Origin of the sequence: Streptomyces sp. NBC_01298 (genome assembly GCF_035978755.1) — a bacterium.
Classification (GTDB): Bacteria; Actinomycetota; Actinomycetes; order Streptomycetales; family Streptomycetaceae; genus Streptomyces.
In genome coordinates this window covers 7,541,669-7,557,006 of sequence record NZ_CP108414.1, presented here as the reverse complement: position 1 = coordinate 7,557,006, position 15,338 = coordinate 7,541,669, and the positions used below count along the sequence as shown (strand labels likewise).

Genomic DNA, 15,338 nt, shown 5'->3' with positions numbered 1-15,338 from the left:
CCCGAGGTTCTCCGCCCGGCCCGCCCCCTGTGGCGGGCCGAACGGGCAGCCTATCCGGTCGCCACCACAGCCTTTGCCCGCAGCGGCAGTTCGCGCGAGGAACGCCCCGCGAACACTTCGCGGCGCCCCGTCCCCACCACCCACGCCTCCCGCTCCGGATCCCAGGAAGACAGGGTGCGCGCGTCGATGTCCAGGACGATCCGCCGCGCCTCGCCGGGCTTGAGAGTGAGCCGCCGATACCCCGCCAGCGCCCGGACCGGCTGGTCCAGTTTCAGGTCCGGGGACGGGCCCACGTAGACCTGGGCCACCTCGGTGCCGGCGCGGCGTCCGGTGTTGCGGACGGTGAACTCCACGCGCAGCCCGCCGTGCTTCCCGTGCGCGCCGCCCCGCCGGACCGCCAGCTTCTCGTACGCCCAGGTCGTGTACGAGAGCCCGTGCCCGAAGGCGAACAGCGGAGCCACCCGCTGCTGGTCGTACCAGCGGTGGCCGACGTGCACGCCCTCGGTGTACTCCTGCCGCCCGCCGACCCCCGGATAGCGGACCGGGTCCGCGCCGACCGGGCTCGCCCGCTCGTCGGCCGGGAAGGTCTGGGTGAGGCGGCCGCCGGGGTCCGCGTCGCCGAAGAGCACGTCGGCGGTGGCGGCCGCGCCCTCCTGGCCCGGGTAGTACATCTGGAGGACCGCTCCGGTGCGCGGCAGCCACGGCATGGCCGTACCGGAGGAGGTGTTGAGCACCACCGTGGTGCGCGGGTTGGCGGCGGCGACCGCCTCGATCAGCGCCGCCTGGCCGCCGGGGAGCGCGAGCGAGGTGCGGTCGCTGCCCTCGGTGGCGTCCTCGTAGGCGAACAGCACCACGCTGCGGGCCGCCTTGGCCGCCTTGACGGCCTCGGCGAGGTCGGCGGCCCGCGTCGCCTTCGTGGTGTGCCGCAGCCGCAGCCGCTGCCCCTTCGGCCCGCCCTCGGCGAAGACGGCGAGGCGGTGTTCGCCCGCCTTGAGCGCGAGGGTGCGGCGGCGCACGGTGCGGCCGTCGGGCGCGGCGCCCAGCAGTCCTCCGGCGAACTGCTCGGCCACGCCCTGCCGTACGGGGAAGAGTTCCTCCCCGTCGAGCCGGACGGCCGGCCGTTTCCCGGTGTAGTGGACGAGCAGGGTCCACTCGTCGTCGGCGGCGAGCCGGAAGGTCCCCTCGTAGCCCCAGGTGCGCCCCGGGGCCACCGCCCGGTCCTCGAGGCCCGCGCCGGGCGTCAGCAGGTTCGCCGGCAGCGGGCGCCCGTACAGGTCCTCGCCGAGCGCGTAGGTCACCGTGGAGCCGCTCCCGGCCCGCCGCCGGATCTCGTCGAGGGGGGCGGCGGCCGCGTCCGGCACCACGTGCGCGCTGCCGCCGCCACCGACGAAGGGGGTCCGCCCGGTGGGGCCGATCACCGCGACGGAGCGGGCGGCGGGGCCGGTCAGCGGCAGGGTCGCCCGCTCGTTGCGCAGCAGGACCGCTCCGGCGGTGGCGATCTGCCGCGCCGTACGGGCACCGGCGGCGGCATCCCGGGCGGGCCGCGCGGCGGGGTGCCCGGCGAGCAGTCCGAAGCGGTCCATGGTGGTCAGGATTCGGCGTACGGCGAGGTCGACGGTGTCCTCGTGGACGGAGCCGCCGCGCACCGCCTCGCGCAGCGGGGCGCCGTAGTGGGTGCCCGCGGGCATCTCCATGTCGAGGCCGGCGCCGATCGAGGCGACGGTGCTGTGGGTGGCGTCCCAGTCCGACATCACCCAGCCGTCGAACCCCCAGCGCCCGCGGAGCAGTTCGTCGAGGAGCGGCTTGTTCTCGCAGGCGTAGACCCCGTTGACCTTGTTGTAGGCGCCCATCACGGCGCCGGTCCCGGCGGCCACGGCGGCTTCGAAGCCCCGTAGCTCCGTCTCGTGGAGGGTCCGTTCGGCGGCGATCACATCGACGGTGTCGCGGCCCTTCTCCTGGTTGTTGAGCGCGAAGTGCTTGACGGTGGCGATGAGGCCCTCGTCCTGGATGCCGCGGACGACCTCGGCGACCAGGTCCGCCGTCAGCTTCGGGTCCTCCGAGAACGTCTCGAAGTTCCGTCCGGCGTACGGGGTGCGGATGAGGTTGGCCATCGGCGAGAGGAGCACGTCGATGCCGAGCGCGCGGCCCTCACGGCCGATGACCCGCCCGTACGCGCGGGCGAGCGCCGGGTCGAAGGCGGAGGCGAGCAGGACCGGCGCGGGCAGCGCGGTGGCGGGCCGGGCGACGCGGACCCCCGCCGGACCGTCGGCGAGGCGCAGCGCCGGGATGCCCAGGCGCGGGATGCCCGGCACGTAGCCGGCCTGGCCGAGCGGTTCGGGGTCCGGGCCGCCGTGCAGCAGGACGGTCTTCTCCTCCAGGGTGAGCCGGTCCAGCAGGGCGTCGATCCGGGCGGCGCTGCCGGCCGCGGGCGCGGCGGCGGGGGATCCGGCGGGGGCGGAGGCCTTACGGGGCCGCGTGCCGGGCGGCGGCGCCGGTACGCAGCCGGCCGCGCCGAAGGCCACGCCCACCGCCCCGAGGAGGCGCATCGCACGGCGTCTGGACACGGCCTCGCTCATGGGCGCTCCCTGCGGCGTGGGCATCGGCGTCAGGTGGCGGGAGCGGCCCGCGCCGGACCGCTCCCGCCCCCACTGTGCGCCGCCCCCCGCGCGGGCCCGCTTCAGGCGCGCCACCGCGAGCCCGATGTTCAGCCCTGCGGCGGCTGCGGCCGGAGGGCGCCGAAGCTCCACCCGGTGTCGGCTGCCGCCCGAGGCCTACGGACGCCGAAGACCCCGCGCCGGCTGCCGCCCGAGGCCTACGGGCACCGAAGACCCCGCGCCGGCTGCCGCCCGAGACCTACGGGCACCGAAGACCCCGCGCCGTCCCCGGCACGGGGCCGGAGGCCGCCGAGGCTCAGCCCTGCGGCGGCCGGTCCCCGCAGTCGGCCTCGCGCCGGGGCCCGTCCTGGAGCTGGACCCGTGCCTCGGTGCGGTGGCCGCGCTCGATGTAGTCCCGTACGACGGCCTCGACCGCGTCCTGGGGCGAACCGATCCCGGCGAGGACCATCACCTCCACCACGAGCTCGGCGTCGAGGCTGATGCTGATCTTGGCTCGGCCCGGCACGGGACCCCCTCCATCCGTCGTCGGAGGAGGGACTCTAGCGGGCTCAGGCGTTGGGGCGCAGGGTCCAGACCACGGTCATCTCGCCGGTCACGGCCTCGTCCTCGCGCTGGATCGCGATGGTGACGGGGAACTCCGGGCGGCCGCCCGCGTCGAGTTCGGCGACGACCTCGGCGGCCGGGCGGCCGAGGGTGGCGGTGGCCGTCACGACGCCCTTGGCGAGCTTCTTGTAGCCGATCTCCGCGCTCACCGCGAGGGGCACCGCGCGCGAGAGCTGGTCGCCGAAGGCGGCCAGGACGATCGCGCCGCTCGCGGACTCGGCGAGGGTGAACATGGCGCCGGCGTGGGGGCCGCCGAGGTGGTTGTGGAAGTCGGGCTGGTCGGGGAGCCGGACGACGGCACGCTCGGGGGTGGTCTCCACGAACTGGAGGTTCAGGGTCTTGGCCATCGGCACGGTCGCGGCGAGCAGTTCGCCCACGTTCATCTGTTCAGCGCTCATGGCACGCGATGTTACCCGCGAGTAGTAGGCCTTGGCCATACCCGTCCGGGGGCGGCCGTGGATCCCCGACGGCACTCCCACTATCGTTACCGGCCATGTGGCCAGGACAGCAGCAGCCGCCCGGGGGAGAACCCAACCCCCAGGACGCGCATCAGAACCCGTACCAGCAGCAGCCGGGAACGCCGAACCCGTACCAGCAGCAGCCGCCCCCGGCGGCGTACGGGGAGCAGCAGCAGCCCGGCTACGGGTACCCGCAGCAGCCCCCCGCTCCCCAGGGCTGGGGCCAGCAGCCCCCGACCGTTCCCGTACCCCAGTGGGGCGGCACCCCGCCGCCCCCGCCGCCGCGCGGCGGAAGCCCGTTCGCGACCAGGACCGTGGCCATCGTCGCGGCCTCGGCCGTCGTCGTGGCGGCCGCCGCCACCGGCGCGTTCGTCCTGACCCGGGACGACAAGGGCTCCGACCAGGCGGACGGCAAGCCGAGCTCCTCCCCCTCCGCCCCGGCCTCTTCCTCCGCGCCCGCGCCCGCGAGCTCCGGCGCCAACCCGCGCGGCGGCGGCGAGGTCAAGCCGGTGATCCCCGGCTGGAAGGTCGTCCTCAACCCGAAGCGCGGCACCGCCTTCGACGTCCCGCCGGACTGGGACGTCCAGTCCTCGGGCCTGTCCATCGGCTTCGGGGACGAGTCCAAGAGCGACGGATCGGCCCTCGTCATGATGAGCGCGCCCGCCATCCTCAAGGAGGAGTGGTGCCTGGTCGACGCCGACAAGGACGGCAAGGAGGATTCGACCTCCCTGGCCGCCGTCGGCACCAAGGGCGGCATGGGCGCGAAGAGCACCGCCGAGGCCGCGTACAACGAGGCCGGCAACTGGGCCTTCGCCGCGTACGCGCAGAAGGCGCCGAAGGGCACCACCAAGGTCGTCCAGGCGAAGGAGTACACGACCTCCTCCGGGCTCAAGGGGCACATGGCGACCGCGACCGTCAGCGGCCTGCCCAAGGAGAACAAGTGCTCCTCGGACGGCAAGTCCGTTGCCTTCAGCTTCACGACCGCCAACGGTGACCTCTCCACCTGGGTCCTCTACGGCGCCGCCGGCGTCCCGGGCGAAGTGAGCAAGGAGACCTACGAGAAGATCCTGAGCAGCATCCGCCTCAACGCGGGCTGACCTCCGACGCCTCCGCCCCCGGGCCGGAAATCCGTTTGGATTCCCGGCCCGGGACGGGGATAGTCCGGAGGTGAGCTCACTCCCCTCCCTCTCTCCCCGCCCCTCCGGCCGCAAGCCCGAGTGGGCCGGCCGCAACTACACCCTGCTGACGGGTGCCGCGGTCATCACGAACCTCGGGAGCCACGGAGCGCTCATCGCGACCACCTGGGCGGTCGTGCAGTCGGGCGGCTCCGCCGGTGACGTCGGCCTGGTGGCCGCCGCCCGCACGCTGCCGCTCGTCCTCTTCCTCCTCATCGGCGGAGCCGTCGCCGACCGGATCCCCCGCCACCACGTCATGGTCGCGGCCAACGCCCTCAACTTCCTCTCGCAGGGCGTCTTCGCCGTCCTCGTCCTCACCGGCGATCCGAAGCTGTGGCAGATGATGCTGCTCACGGCGCTGTGCGGCACCGGAACGGCCTTCTTCAACCCGGCCGCCGAGGGCATGCTCATGGCCACCGTCTCCGGCCCGCAGGCCACCCGCGCCTTCGCCCTCTTCCGGATGGCGATGAACGGCGCCGGTGTGGGCGGCGCCGCCCTCGGCGGAGCCATGGTCGCCTTCATGGGCCCCGGTTGGGTCCTCGCCGTGGACGCGGCCGCGTTCGCCGCCGCCGGAGCCCTACGGGCCTTCCTCGACGTCGGCCACATCCCCGAACGCGCCCCCGGCGGCGGGCTGCTGGCCGATCTGCGCGAGGGCTGGGCGGAGTTCAGGAGCCGCCCCTGGCTGTGGAGCATCGTGCTCCAGTTCTCGGTCGTCGTGGCCGTCATCGGCGCAGCCGAAGCGGTCTACGGTCCCCTGGTCGCCGTGGAGCGACTGGGCGGGGCGGCTCCCTGGGGCGTGGCCCTGGCCTTCTTCGGTCTCGGCACCATCGGCGGGGCCGTCCTGATGATGTTCTGGAAGCCGCGCCGGCTGCTGCTGGTCGCCACCCTGTGCATGTTCCCGAGCGCGCTCCCCGCGGCGGGACTCGCCGTGCCGCTGCCGGTGTGGGGGCTGTGCCTGGCGATGCTCGTGAGCGGCGTCAGCATCGAGATGTTCGCCGTGAACTGGATGACGACGATGCACCAGGAGATCCCGGAGGAGATGTTCTCCCGCGTCTCCGCCTACGACTGGTTCGGCTCGCTGTCGATGCTCCCGCTGGCCATGGCGGTGGCCGGCCCGGTCGAATCGGCGATCGGCCGCACCTCGGCCCTCTGGGGCTGCGCGGCCCTGGTGATCATCGCGACGGCCGCCGTGCTCCTGGTCCCGGACGTCCGCCGCATGACACGCAAACCGACCGCCCCCATCGGCCCCGGCGCCCCCGACCTCACCAAGCCGAGCCCCGCCCAGTCCAGCCCCGCCGGGGTCTGAGGCGCGGGGGAACCCCCTCAACCTCAACCTCAACCGAGGCTGAACGCCCCCTCCGGCGGTTCCGGCGAAGCCACCGCATCGGCGTCGGACACCGGCAGGGCCCCCCGCATCAGCCGCGCGAGAGCCGCCCCCGCCTCCACCCGCGCGGGAAACGCGTCCCCCGCGCACACCCGCGTCAGCTCCGCCACCGGCAGCTCCCGCCGCGAAGCCAGCAGCACCGCGTTCCCGAACCGCCGTCCCCGCAGCACCCCGGGCTCCGCGATCAGGGCCAACTCCCCGAAGGCCGCCCCGAAGTTCGCGAGCTGCCCCTTCAGGAAGCCGAACGGCGCCCCGTCGGCGAGGTTCGCCACGTACACCCCGCCGGGCCGCAGCACCCGGGCGACCTCCCGCGCGTACTCCACCGAGGCCAGCGAAGCGGGCACCCGGGATCCCCCGAAGACATCGCCGACCACCACGTCCGCGCTCGCGTCCGGCGCCGCGGCCAGCCAGGCCCGCGCGTCGGCGACGTGCACCGTGATCCCGCTCCCGGCGGCTACCGGCAGGAACTCCCCGACCAGCGCGACGAGCCCGGCGTCGAACTCGACCACGTCCTGCCGCGACCCCGGCCGGCCCGCCGCCGCGTACCGCGGCAGGGTCAGTGCCCCGCCGCCCAGGTGCAGCAGGTCCAGCGCGGCCCCCGGCTCGCCCACGCAGTCCAGGACGTGCGCGAGGCGGCGTACGTACTCGAACTCCAGGTGCTCCGGGTCGTCGAGGTCCACGTAGGACTGCGGCGCCCCGTCCACGGTGAGCAGCCAGGCCCGCTCCCGGTCGATGTCCGGCATCAGTTTGGCGGTGCCCTGGGCCACGTCCCGGATCACCGGGATCTGTTCGTCACTCACCGCACCATTGTCAGGCCCCCGGAGCCGCCCACACCTCGCGCGCCCGCTCCACGTGGACCGCGGCCTGCTCCAGCCCCGCCCGGGCGGCGGGATCGCGGCGCGCGGGGTCCAGTACGTTGCGCCCGAAGACCTTGCGGGCCTGCGGCGACGGGGTGATCAGCAGCACCTTCGCCCCGGCCTCCCGCAGCCGCGCGGCCTGCGACGCGGGCGAGGGGATCAGCCCGGCGCCCGTGGCCATCGGCGCGAGGATCACCACGCGCCCGTAGCCGGAGGCGAGGTCGGCGTTGGTCGCGGAGCGGATCCCGCCGTCGATGAACCGCCGGCCCGCGACGGTCACGGGCGGCCACACCCCGGGTACGGCGCAGCTCGCCGAGACGGCGTCGAGCAGCCCGGCCTCGCTCCCGCGCTCGAATGCGGCGAGTTCGCCGGTCAGCGCGTCCACCGCCGTGACGACGAGGCGCCGCTCGGGCCAGTCGTGCGACACCAGCCGGGCTTCCAGCACCTTGCGGCGCACGCCCTCCGGCTCGGTGTCGGCGGCGAGCGCGAAGGCGCCGATCCGGCGCCGGTAGGACTTCGCGTCGCGGGAGCGCACCATCGCGACGGCGTAGCGCCCGATCAGGGAGGCGCCCAGCTTCGCGGGGAGCTCCCCGCCGGGGTCGCCGAGCTGGCGCTCGTACAGCTCCTGCGGGGTGAGCAGTCCGGAGGTGAGCTGCGCGCCGACGACCGAGCCGGCCGAGGTCCCGACGACGAGGTCGGCGCCGGTCAGGTCGACGCCCGCGCGGGCGAGCCCGTAGAGCATCCCGGCCTCCCAGCCGACGCCGGTCAGCCCGCCGCCGCCGAGCACCAGAGCCGTGCCCCCGCTTTTCCGGCTGCCTTCCTGGCTGCCTTTCCCGCTGCCGCCCTCGCTGCCGCTGCCCATGTGCCGCTCCCTCCCCGCGTGCCTGTGGTGACGGCAGTCTGGCGCAAGCCGACCGCCGCCACCACAGTCGGGTACCGCCCGCCCGCCACGGGGCCACCATTGGGCCACCACCGGGCCGCTAGCCGACCTCGGTCACCGTCCCGGCCCCGACGGTGCGCCCGCCCTCGCGGATCGCGAAGCCGAGGCCGCTCTCCAGCGGGACGTCCCGGCCGAGCTCGACAGTCATGGTGACCGTGTCCCCCGGCCGGGCCGCGCCGGCCTCGCCCAGGTCCACGTTCCCCACCACGTCGGCGGTGCGGAGGTAGAACTGGGGCCGGTAGCCGGTCGCCACCGGCGTGGTGCGGCCGCCCTCGCGGGCGGACAGCAGGTACACCCGAGCCGTGAAGCGGCGCCCCGGTACGACGCTGCCGGGCGCGGCCACCACGTCCCCGCGGCGCACCGCGTCGCGGGGCACCCCGCGCAGCAGCAGCGCGACGTTGTCCCCGGCCTCGGCGGAGTCCATCGGCTTCCCGAAGGTCTCCAGCCCGGTGACCACGGACTCCACGGCCGCACCCTCGCCGGCGCCGAGCAGCGCGACGCGGTCCCCCATGGCCACGGTGCCCCGCTCCACGGCGCCGGTGACGACGGTGCCGCGACCGGTGATGGTCAGCACGTTCTCCACCGGCATCAGGAACGGCGCGTCGGTGTACCGCACGGGCGTGGGCACGTACGTGTCCACGGCGTCGAGCAGGGCCTCGATCGAGGAGGTCCAGCGCGGGTCGCCGTCCAGCGCCCCGAGCCCGGAGACCCGTACGACGGGGGCGGCGTCCCCGCCGTACCCGTTCGCGGTCAGCAGCTCGCGGACCTCCAGCTCTACCAGGTCGGTGAGCTCGGGGTCCCCGGCGTCGGCCTTGTTCAGCGCGACGACGATGTGGTCGACGCCGACCTGCCGGGCCAGGAGCACGTGCTCGGCGGTCTGCGGCATGACCCCGTCGAGGGCGGAGACGACGAGGATCGCCCCGTCGAGCTGGGCCGCGCCCGTGACCATGTTCTTGATGTAGTCGGCGTGGCCCGGCATGTCCACGTGGGCGTAGTGCCGGGTGTCGGTCTCGTACTCGACGTGCGTGAGGTTGATGGTGATGCCGCGCCGGGCCTCCTCGGGAGCCCGGTCGATCCGGTCGAAGGGCACGAAGGAGGCGCCGCCGCGCTCGGCGAGGACCTTGGTGATGGCGGCGGTCAGCGTCGTCTTGCCGTGGTCGACGTGACCCATGGTGCCGATGTTGAGGTGCGGCTTGGTGCGCACGAAGGCCGTCTTGGCCATGATGTCTTCCCGTGTGGTTCCGAAGCTGAAGCTCGAATGACGGGACCCCCTGAGCGAACCGACCCTCCCCCTGTGGGGTCCGCCGGACGATCCGGGAAGGGTCAGCTTCGTGCGCCGCCGAATGCGGTCGCGCCCGCGGGGAGCGGTGCGGGGACGGCAGCCTCCGGCGCGTCCGCGACTGCGGACGGCGCTGCGGGGAAGGTCTGCCTGGACATGTGCCAGATCCTGCCGGAACGGACACGGCGGGGCCAGCGAATTACCCGCCTACGCCCCGCCGGTGTTCTTCAGCGCCTCGCGCACCGAGAGCGGGGACAGCGACTCCCGCTCGGCGGTGACGAAGGCGCGTACGGCGCCCGGGTCCGTCTTGGCGTACTCGCGCAGACACCAGCCGATGGCCTTGCGGACGAAGAAGTCGGGGTGGCCGGCCTGGCGCCGGCAGTACGCGAAGAGCCGGTCGGCGTCGGTCGCGGACTTGTAGGCGAGCTGGTGGAGCAGGGCGGTGCGGGCCACCCACAGGTTCTCGTCCCCGATCCACTCGTCCATGACGGCGGCGAGCGCCGGATCCGCCGCCACGAGCGGGCCGACCGTGTGCGCGGCGAGCAGGTCGACGGTGTCCCACCAGGAGTCGGTCACGATCAGGTGCCGGACCACGGGCAGGAGGCCGGAGGAGCAGCGCGGGACGTGCCGGCGCAGGTAGTCGACGGCGAAGTACCGGTACTCACGCTCCGGTAGCTCCCAGCAGCGCAGCGCGAGGGCCGCGCAGTCCGTTTCGGACGGTTTCGGCGTGTCCTTGGTCACGGCCCGGGACAGCTCGCGGCGCAGCGGGGTGGGGATCCCGAGGAAGGGCGAGACGTCCTTCATGTACGCGGTCATGGGCCCGGCCCGCTCCCCGTCGGCCGCGGCGCCGTAGGACTCCGTGAGCCGCGCCACCACGAGGTCGGCCAGGTCGCTTCGCGGAACCCGCGACGACCGCCGGTCGTTCGACTGCATGAGGCCCAGATTACGGCGCCCGGACAGGGGGGTCGGTTAGTCTCCCGGAATGTCCCTCCTCCTCGCGCCGTGGACGCGGCTCTCGCTGCTCGTCGTGCTGCTCCTCGCGGCCGGCGTCTGCGTCGTGCTGTACGAGCCCCAGCGCCTGCTCTCGGAGGGCTGGCCCCCGGGGCTCCCGGTGGGCACCGCCGTCCTGCTCTTCGCCGCGGCGTACGGGGTGTGCACGGCCGCCCTGGTGCCGCGCCCCCTGCTGAACCTGGCCGCCGGGGCCCTCTTCGGCTCCCAGTTCGGCCTGCTCGCCGCGGTCGGCGGCTCGGTGCTCGGCGCGGGGATCTCCTTCGGCCTCGGCCGGATGATGGGCCGTGACGCCCTGCGTCCGCTGATCCGCGGCCGCTGGCTGCAGGCGGCCGACGACCAGCTGGCCCGGCACGGCTTCCGCTCGATGCTGGCGATCCGGATCTTCCCCGGTCTGCCCTTCGCGATGGCCAACTACGCCGCCGCGCTGTCCCGCTGCGGCTGGCTCCCCTTCCTCCTCGCCACCGCGATCGGCGTGGTCCCGAACACCGCCGCGTACGTGGTCGCGGGGGCCAGCGCCTCCTCCCCCACCTCTCCCGCGTTCCTCGCCTCGTTCGGCTTCATCGCCCTCTCCGCGGTCGGGGCGGCGGTCGTCGCCTGGCGCAAGCGGCACCGGCTGGCGCCCGTGCGCGGGGCCGAGCGGCCGTTGCCCGCGCGGGAACTGACGGCTGTGCACCCCCCTGTGGTCACGGCCGCACCCCACGGGCCCTAGCATCGGACCCGAACTGCCCGACGATCACAAGGACGAGCGCACCCCGACATGAACTGGATCGAATCCCTCATCCTCGGTCTCGTCCAAGGACTTACGGAGTTCCTCCCGATCTCCTCCAGCGCCCATCTCCGGCTGACCGCGGCGTTCGCCGGCTGGCACGACCCGGGAGCGGCCTTCACCGCCATCACGCAGATCGGCACCGAAGCCGCCGTACTGATCTACTTCCGCAAGGACATCGCGAAGATCATCTCCACTTGGTTCCGCTCGCTGTACACGAAGGCGCTGCGCTCCGAGCAGGAAGCCAAGATGGGCTGGCTGGTGATCGTCGGCTCGATTCCGATCGGCGTCCTCGGCCTCGCCTTCAAGGACCAGATCGAGGGCCCGTTCCGCGATCTGCGGCTGATCGCCACCACACTCATCGTGATGGGCATCGTGCTCGGCGTGGCCGACCGGCTGGCCGCGCGCGACGAGGAGGGCGGCCGGCACCGCGCCATCCGCGAGCGCAAGACCCTGAAGGAACTGGGCGTCAAGGACGGCCTCATCTTCGGTCTCTGCCAGGCGATGGCCCTGATCCCGGGTGTGTCCCGGTCCGGTGCCACGCTCTCCGGCGGTCTGCTGCTGGGCTTCACCCGCGAGGCCGCGGCCCGCTACTCCTTCCTCCTCGCCATCCCGGCCGTGCTGGCCTCCGGCCTGTTCGAGATCAAGGACGTGATGGAGGACCCGGGGCACATCGAATGGCCCCAGACCATCTTCGCCACGGTCGTCGCCTTCCTCGTCGGCTACGTGGTCATCGCGTGGTTCATGAAGTTCATCTCCAGCAAGAGCTTCATGCCGTTCGTGATCTACCGGGTCCTGCTCGGCATCCTGCTGTTCGTGCTGATCGGCATGGGTGTGCTCAGCCCCCACGCCGGCGAGTCGGCCGGCTGACAGGGCGCCCGCTCACCGCTTCGCGTGAATCGGAGGCCGCCCGGGAACGTTCCCGGGCGGCCTCCGCGTCGTTGTGGAGGGAGAGACCTGAAGACGAACAGCAGGGGGTGTCCCATGGGTCGAGTGGTGTTGGAGCGGTTTCCGGCCGGAAGTCCGAGGGGGAGTTGGCCGGCGGAGGAGTACGCGGCGCAGCGGATGCGCGAGGGCGTGCCCGCGGAGGTGGTGATGGATCTGGCCAGCGATGCCTACCTCGTGGTGGTCCGCCCCCGGGAGGCGCGTTCCGGTCACTGATCCGGCGCCGGAAGATCCGGGCCGCGCACGCCCCTTGGCCTCCGCGCCCCGCGCCCGCACACTGACCCGATGACGCAGCGTGTGGACCTTGCGGGCGTGATGGACCGACTGGCGATCGACGAGCTGATCACGGGGTACGCCATCGCCGTGGACGACGGCGACTGGGACGCGTACCGGGCCCTGTTCGCCCCGGGCGGGCGGGCCGACTACGCCTCGGCCGGCGGGATCGAGGGCCCGGCCGGGGAGGTCGCGGACTGGCTCGCGGAGACGATGAAGCTGTTCCCGGTGCGCCAGCACCTCATCGTGAACCGGCTGATCCGGATCCCGGACCTGGGCGGCTCCCCCGGTGACACGGCGGAGGTCCGGGCCGACTTCCTCAATCCCATGCGGCTGGCCGGAGAAGAGCCCGACGACGGTGCGGCCCCCGTGACCGCGCCGAACTTCGTCGCGGCGGGCCGCTACACCTTCGCCGTCGCCCGTACCGCCCGGTCCGGCTGGCGGCTCTCGCGGGTCACCGTCCACGAGAAGTGGCGGCACATGTCGTTCTGACGGATCGACGGGCCGGCCGACGGGCCGGCTCGCCGACGGGCGGGGCTGTTCCACACGGGAAGCGGAGGCCTGCGCAATGCTGACGGTCCTTGGGGTCCCGACGGCCCCGGAGCGGGTCCCGTGGTGGCGCGCGGTGGCGGCCGTCGCCTCGGGAGCCCTGCCCTGCCTCGCCTTCCCCGCCCCCGCGCTGTGGTGGTTCGCCTACGTCGCCCTCGTGCCCTGGATCCTGCTGCTGAGGTCGGCCCCCACCGGCCGGCGCGCGGCCCTGGAGGGCTGGCTCGGCGGCGCCGGCTTCGTCTTCGCCGTGCACCACTGGCTGCTCCCCAGCCTGCACGTGTTCCTGTTCGCCCTGGCGGCGCTGCTGGGCCTGCTCTGGATCCCCTGGGCCCTGCTGGTACGCGAGTTGCTGGGCGGGCGGCCCGGCGGGGTCCGGGCGGGCGCCGCCCTGGTCCTCGTACCGGCGGGCTGGCTGCTGTCGGAGCTGGCCCGGTCGTGGAACGGGCTGGGCGGGCCGTGGGGGCTGCTCGGTGCCAGTCAGTGGCAGGTGGCGCCCGCGCTGCGGCTGGCTTCGGTGGGCGGGGTCTGGCTGGTCGGCCTGCTGGTCGTGGCGGTGAACTGCGCGCTCGCGCTGATCGTCACGGCCCCGGGGGCGGCGCGGGCGGCGGCCCTGGCCGGGGTGACGGGCTGCGCGGTGCTGACGGGGGCGGTGTGGCTGTGGGCTCCCCGCCCGGAGGTCTCGGGCGTGCTGCGCGTGGCCGTCGTACAGCCGGGCACGGTCGAGGACGGCCCGGACGGCGCGGAGCGGCGCTTCGCCGCCGGGGAGCGGCTGACCGGGACCCTGGCGGGGCTCAGCCCCACGGGCTCCTTGGCGGGGCTCCGCCCCGACCTCGTCGTATGGGGAGAGAGCAGCGTCGGCGAGGACCTGACGGCCCGCCCGGACCTGGCCCGGCGGCTCGCCGCGCTGTCGGCGCGGGTGGGGGCTCCGCTGCTGGTCAACGTGGACGCGCGGGCCACCGACCGGCCGGGGATCCGCAAATCGGCGGTGCTCGTCGGCCCCGCGGGCCCGACCGGCGACCGGTACGACAAGATGCGCCTGGTCCCCTTCGGGGAGTACGTGCCGGCCCGCGAACTGCTGGGCTGGGCCACCTCGGTCGGCAAGGCGGCGGACGAGAACCGCGTCCCGGGCGACGCTCAGGTCCTGATGGAGCTGCCCGGCCGGGCCGACGTCCGCCTGGGCCCGCTGGTCTGCTTCGAGTCGGCGTTCCCCGACATGAGCCGGCGCCTCGTCCGCGACGGAGCCGCCGTGCTGATCGACCAGTCGGCCACGTCCAGCTTCCAGGACGGCTGGGCCCCGGCCCAGCACGCCTCGCTGTCCGCGCTGCGGGCGGCCGAGACGGGCCGGCCCGAGGTGCACGCCGCCCTCACCGGGATCAGCGCGGTGCACGGCCCGTCCGGCGAGCGGATCGGGTCCGCGCTGTCGACCTCGGCGCGGACCGCGCGGGTGTACGAGGTCCCCCTCGCCCGGGGCACGACCCTCTACGTCCGCTTCGGGGACTGGGCGGTGGGCGCGGCGCTGGCCGCCCTGGCCGCGTACTGCACGGCCTCGGGCGCCCGCGCCGTACGGGACTCGCTCAGGACGCCTGTTCCAGCGCCGAGCGCACCACCCGCTCGCACAGTTCGTGGGTCAGCAGCGCGTCGCGCGCGCTGAGGGTCGTGCCCGTGGCGACGGCCTCCAGGAAGGAGTCGACGACCTGCTCGATGCCGCGCTGGCGGGCCACCGACACCCAGTCCCCGCGCCGCCGGACCGTGGGCTGGCCCTTGTGGTCGATGACCTCCGCGAGGTTGACGACCTGACGCTTGGTGTCCTGGCCGGAAACCTCCAGCACCTCCTCCGTGGAACCGGAGAGGCGGTTCATGATGCCGAGCGCGGTGAAGCCCGTACCGGACAGCTGGAGCACGACCTGGCTCATCAGGCCGTCCCGCACCACGGCCCGTACGTCGACCTGGTCGGCCTCGCCGGGCAGCAGGAAGCGCAGCGTGTCGACGACGTGGATGAAGTCGTCCAGGACGAAGGTCCGTACGTCCTCGGGCAGGCCGACCCGGTTCTTCTGCATGACGATCAGGTCCCGCGCGTGGTCGGCGCACTGCGCGTAGCCGGGCGCGTGGCGGCGGTTGAAGCCGACGGCGAGCGACACCCCGCGCTCCTCGGCCAGTTCGACCAAGCGGCGCGATTCGGCGAGCTCGTAGGCGATCGGCTTGTCGACGTACGTGGGCACGCCCGCTTCGAGCAGCCGTTCCACGATCTCGGGGTGGACGGCGGTCGGGGCGTGCACGAAGGCCGCGTCGAGCTTCTGCGCGAGCAGCGCGTCGAGGTCGGTGTGCAGGCGTTCGGCCGGGACGCGGTGCTGGGCGCCGACCCGTTCGAGGGTGGCCGGGGTCCGGGTCTGCAGGTGCAGTTCGAGCCCCGGGCGGGTGGTCAGGACGGGCAGGTACGCCTTCTGCGCGATGTCGCCGAGTCCGATACAGCCGACCTTCACCGG

Annotated in this window: 15 protein-coding genes; 7 read left to right on the top strand and 8 right to left on the bottom strand. The window is 74.1% G+C overall.

Annotation, left to right across the window (positions count from 1 at the left end):
* Positions 1-50: 50 nt before the first annotated feature.
* The 3 genes from OG730_RS34400 to OG730_RS34390 all read right to left on the bottom strand — a co-directional run bounded on the left by OG730_RS34400 (position 51) and on the right by OG730_RS34390 (position 3,616).
* Positions 51-2,576 carry a beta-glucosidase family protein gene (locus OG730_RS34400; protein ID WP_327307883.1) on the bottom strand — a complete coding sequence of 842 codons (2,526 nt, stop codon included), beginning with the start codon at positions 2,574-2,576 and terminating at the stop codon, positions 51-53.
* 334 nt (positions 2,577-2,910) lie between these two features.
* Positions 2,911-3,063 (bottom strand): DUF2191 domain-containing protein, encoded by a 153-nt coding sequence (locus OG730_RS34395; RefSeq protein ID WP_327309541.1) that lies wholly within the window; start codon positions 3,061-3,063, stop codon positions 2,911-2,913.
* 100 nt (positions 3,064-3,163) lie between these two features.
* Positions 3,164-3,616, bottom strand: coding sequence for a DUF4442 domain-containing protein (locus OG730_RS34390; protein ID WP_327307882.1), 453 nt, complete (start codon positions 3,614-3,616; stop codon positions 3,164-3,166).
* A gap of 95 nt (positions 3,617-3,711) precedes the next feature.
* On the opposite strand from OG730_RS34390, the gene OG730_RS34385 reads away from it, so the two are divergent.
* Both OG730_RS34385 and OG730_RS34380 read left to right on the top strand, forming a co-directional pair.
* Positions 3,712-4,773 carry a DUF8017 domain-containing protein gene (locus tag OG730_RS34385; RefSeq protein ID WP_327307881.1) on the top strand — a complete coding sequence of 354 codons (1,062 nt, stop codon included), beginning with the start codon at positions 3,712-3,714 and terminating at the stop codon, positions 4,771-4,773.
* A 70-nt stretch (positions 4,774-4,843) separates the two neighbouring features.
* Entirely contained in the window at positions 4,844-6,157 is a 1,314-nt protein-coding gene (locus tag OG730_RS34380) for an MFS transporter (protein ID WP_327307880.1), read from the top strand.
* 29 nt (positions 6,158-6,186) lie between these two features.
* Here the strand turns inward: OG730_RS34380 and OG730_RS34375 are convergent, their stop codons facing one another.
* The 4 genes from OG730_RS34375 to OG730_RS34360 all read right to left on the bottom strand — a co-directional run bounded on the left by OG730_RS34375 (position 6,187) and on the right by OG730_RS34360 (position 10,244).
* Positions 6,187-6,978, bottom strand: coding sequence for a spermidine synthase (locus tag OG730_RS34375; RefSeq protein WP_327309540.1), 792 nt, complete (start codon positions 6,976-6,978; stop codon positions 6,187-6,189).
* A 67-nt stretch (positions 6,979-7,045) separates the two neighbouring features.
* Complete coding sequence (locus OG730_RS34370; RefSeq protein ID WP_327307879.1) at positions 7,046-7,954, bottom strand: patatin-like phospholipase family protein; 909 nt, start codon at positions 7,952-7,954, stop codon at positions 7,046-7,048.
* A gap of 118 nt (positions 7,955-8,072) precedes the next feature.
* Positions 8,073-9,254 (bottom strand): elongation factor Tu, encoded by a 1,182-nt coding sequence (gene tuf / locus OG730_RS34365; RefSeq protein ID WP_327307878.1) that lies wholly within the window; start codon positions 9,252-9,254, stop codon positions 8,073-8,075.
* A gap of 264 nt (positions 9,255-9,518) precedes the next feature.
* Positions 9,519-10,244 (bottom strand): DNA alkylation repair protein, encoded by a 726-nt coding sequence (locus OG730_RS34360; RefSeq protein WP_327307877.1) that lies wholly within the window; start codon positions 10,242-10,244, stop codon positions 9,519-9,521.
* 49 nt (positions 10,245-10,293) lie between these two features.
* Between OG730_RS34360 and OG730_RS34355 the strand changes: the two genes are divergently transcribed.
* The 5 genes from OG730_RS34355 (at position 10,294) to lnt (ending at position 14,506) form a co-directional block, all read left to right on the top strand.
* Positions 10,294-11,031 carry a TVP38/TMEM64 family protein gene (locus tag OG730_RS34355; RefSeq protein WP_327307876.1) on the top strand — a complete coding sequence of 246 codons (738 nt, stop codon included), beginning with the start codon at positions 10,294-10,296 and terminating at the stop codon, positions 11,029-11,031.
* A 48-nt stretch (positions 11,032-11,079) separates the two neighbouring features.
* Entirely contained in the window at positions 11,080-11,958 is an 879-nt protein-coding gene (locus OG730_RS34350; protein WP_327307875.1) for an undecaprenyl-diphosphate phosphatase, read from the top strand.
* A 114-nt stretch (positions 11,959-12,072) separates the two neighbouring features.
* Complete coding sequence (locus OG730_RS34345; protein ID WP_243339660.1) at positions 12,073-12,249, top strand: DUF8839 family protein; 177 nt, start codon at positions 12,073-12,075, stop codon at positions 12,247-12,249.
* Positions 12,250-12,318: 69 nt separating this feature from the next.
* Positions 12,319-12,798: a nuclear transport factor 2 family protein gene (locus OG730_RS34340; protein WP_327307874.1), complete on the top strand. Its 480-nt coding sequence runs from the start codon at positions 12,319-12,321 to the stop codon at positions 12,796-12,798.
* A gap of 76 nt (positions 12,799-12,874) precedes the next feature.
* The gene (gene lnt, locus OG730_RS34335; protein WP_327307873.1) at positions 12,875-14,506 is read left to right on the top strand and encodes an apolipoprotein N-acyltransferase; all 1,632 of its coding nucleotides are present in this window, start codon (positions 12,875-12,877) and stop codon (positions 14,504-14,506) included.
* Here lnt and OG730_RS34330 read toward each other — a convergent pair.
* Positions 14,430-15,335, bottom strand: a complete 906-nt coding sequence (locus OG730_RS34330) for a Gfo/Idh/MocA family protein (protein ID WP_327307872.1) — start codon at positions 15,333-15,335, stop codon at positions 14,430-14,432. The genes lnt and OG730_RS34330 overlap by 77 nt on opposite strands.
* Between the last annotated feature and the right edge of the window lie 3 nt (positions 15,336-15,338).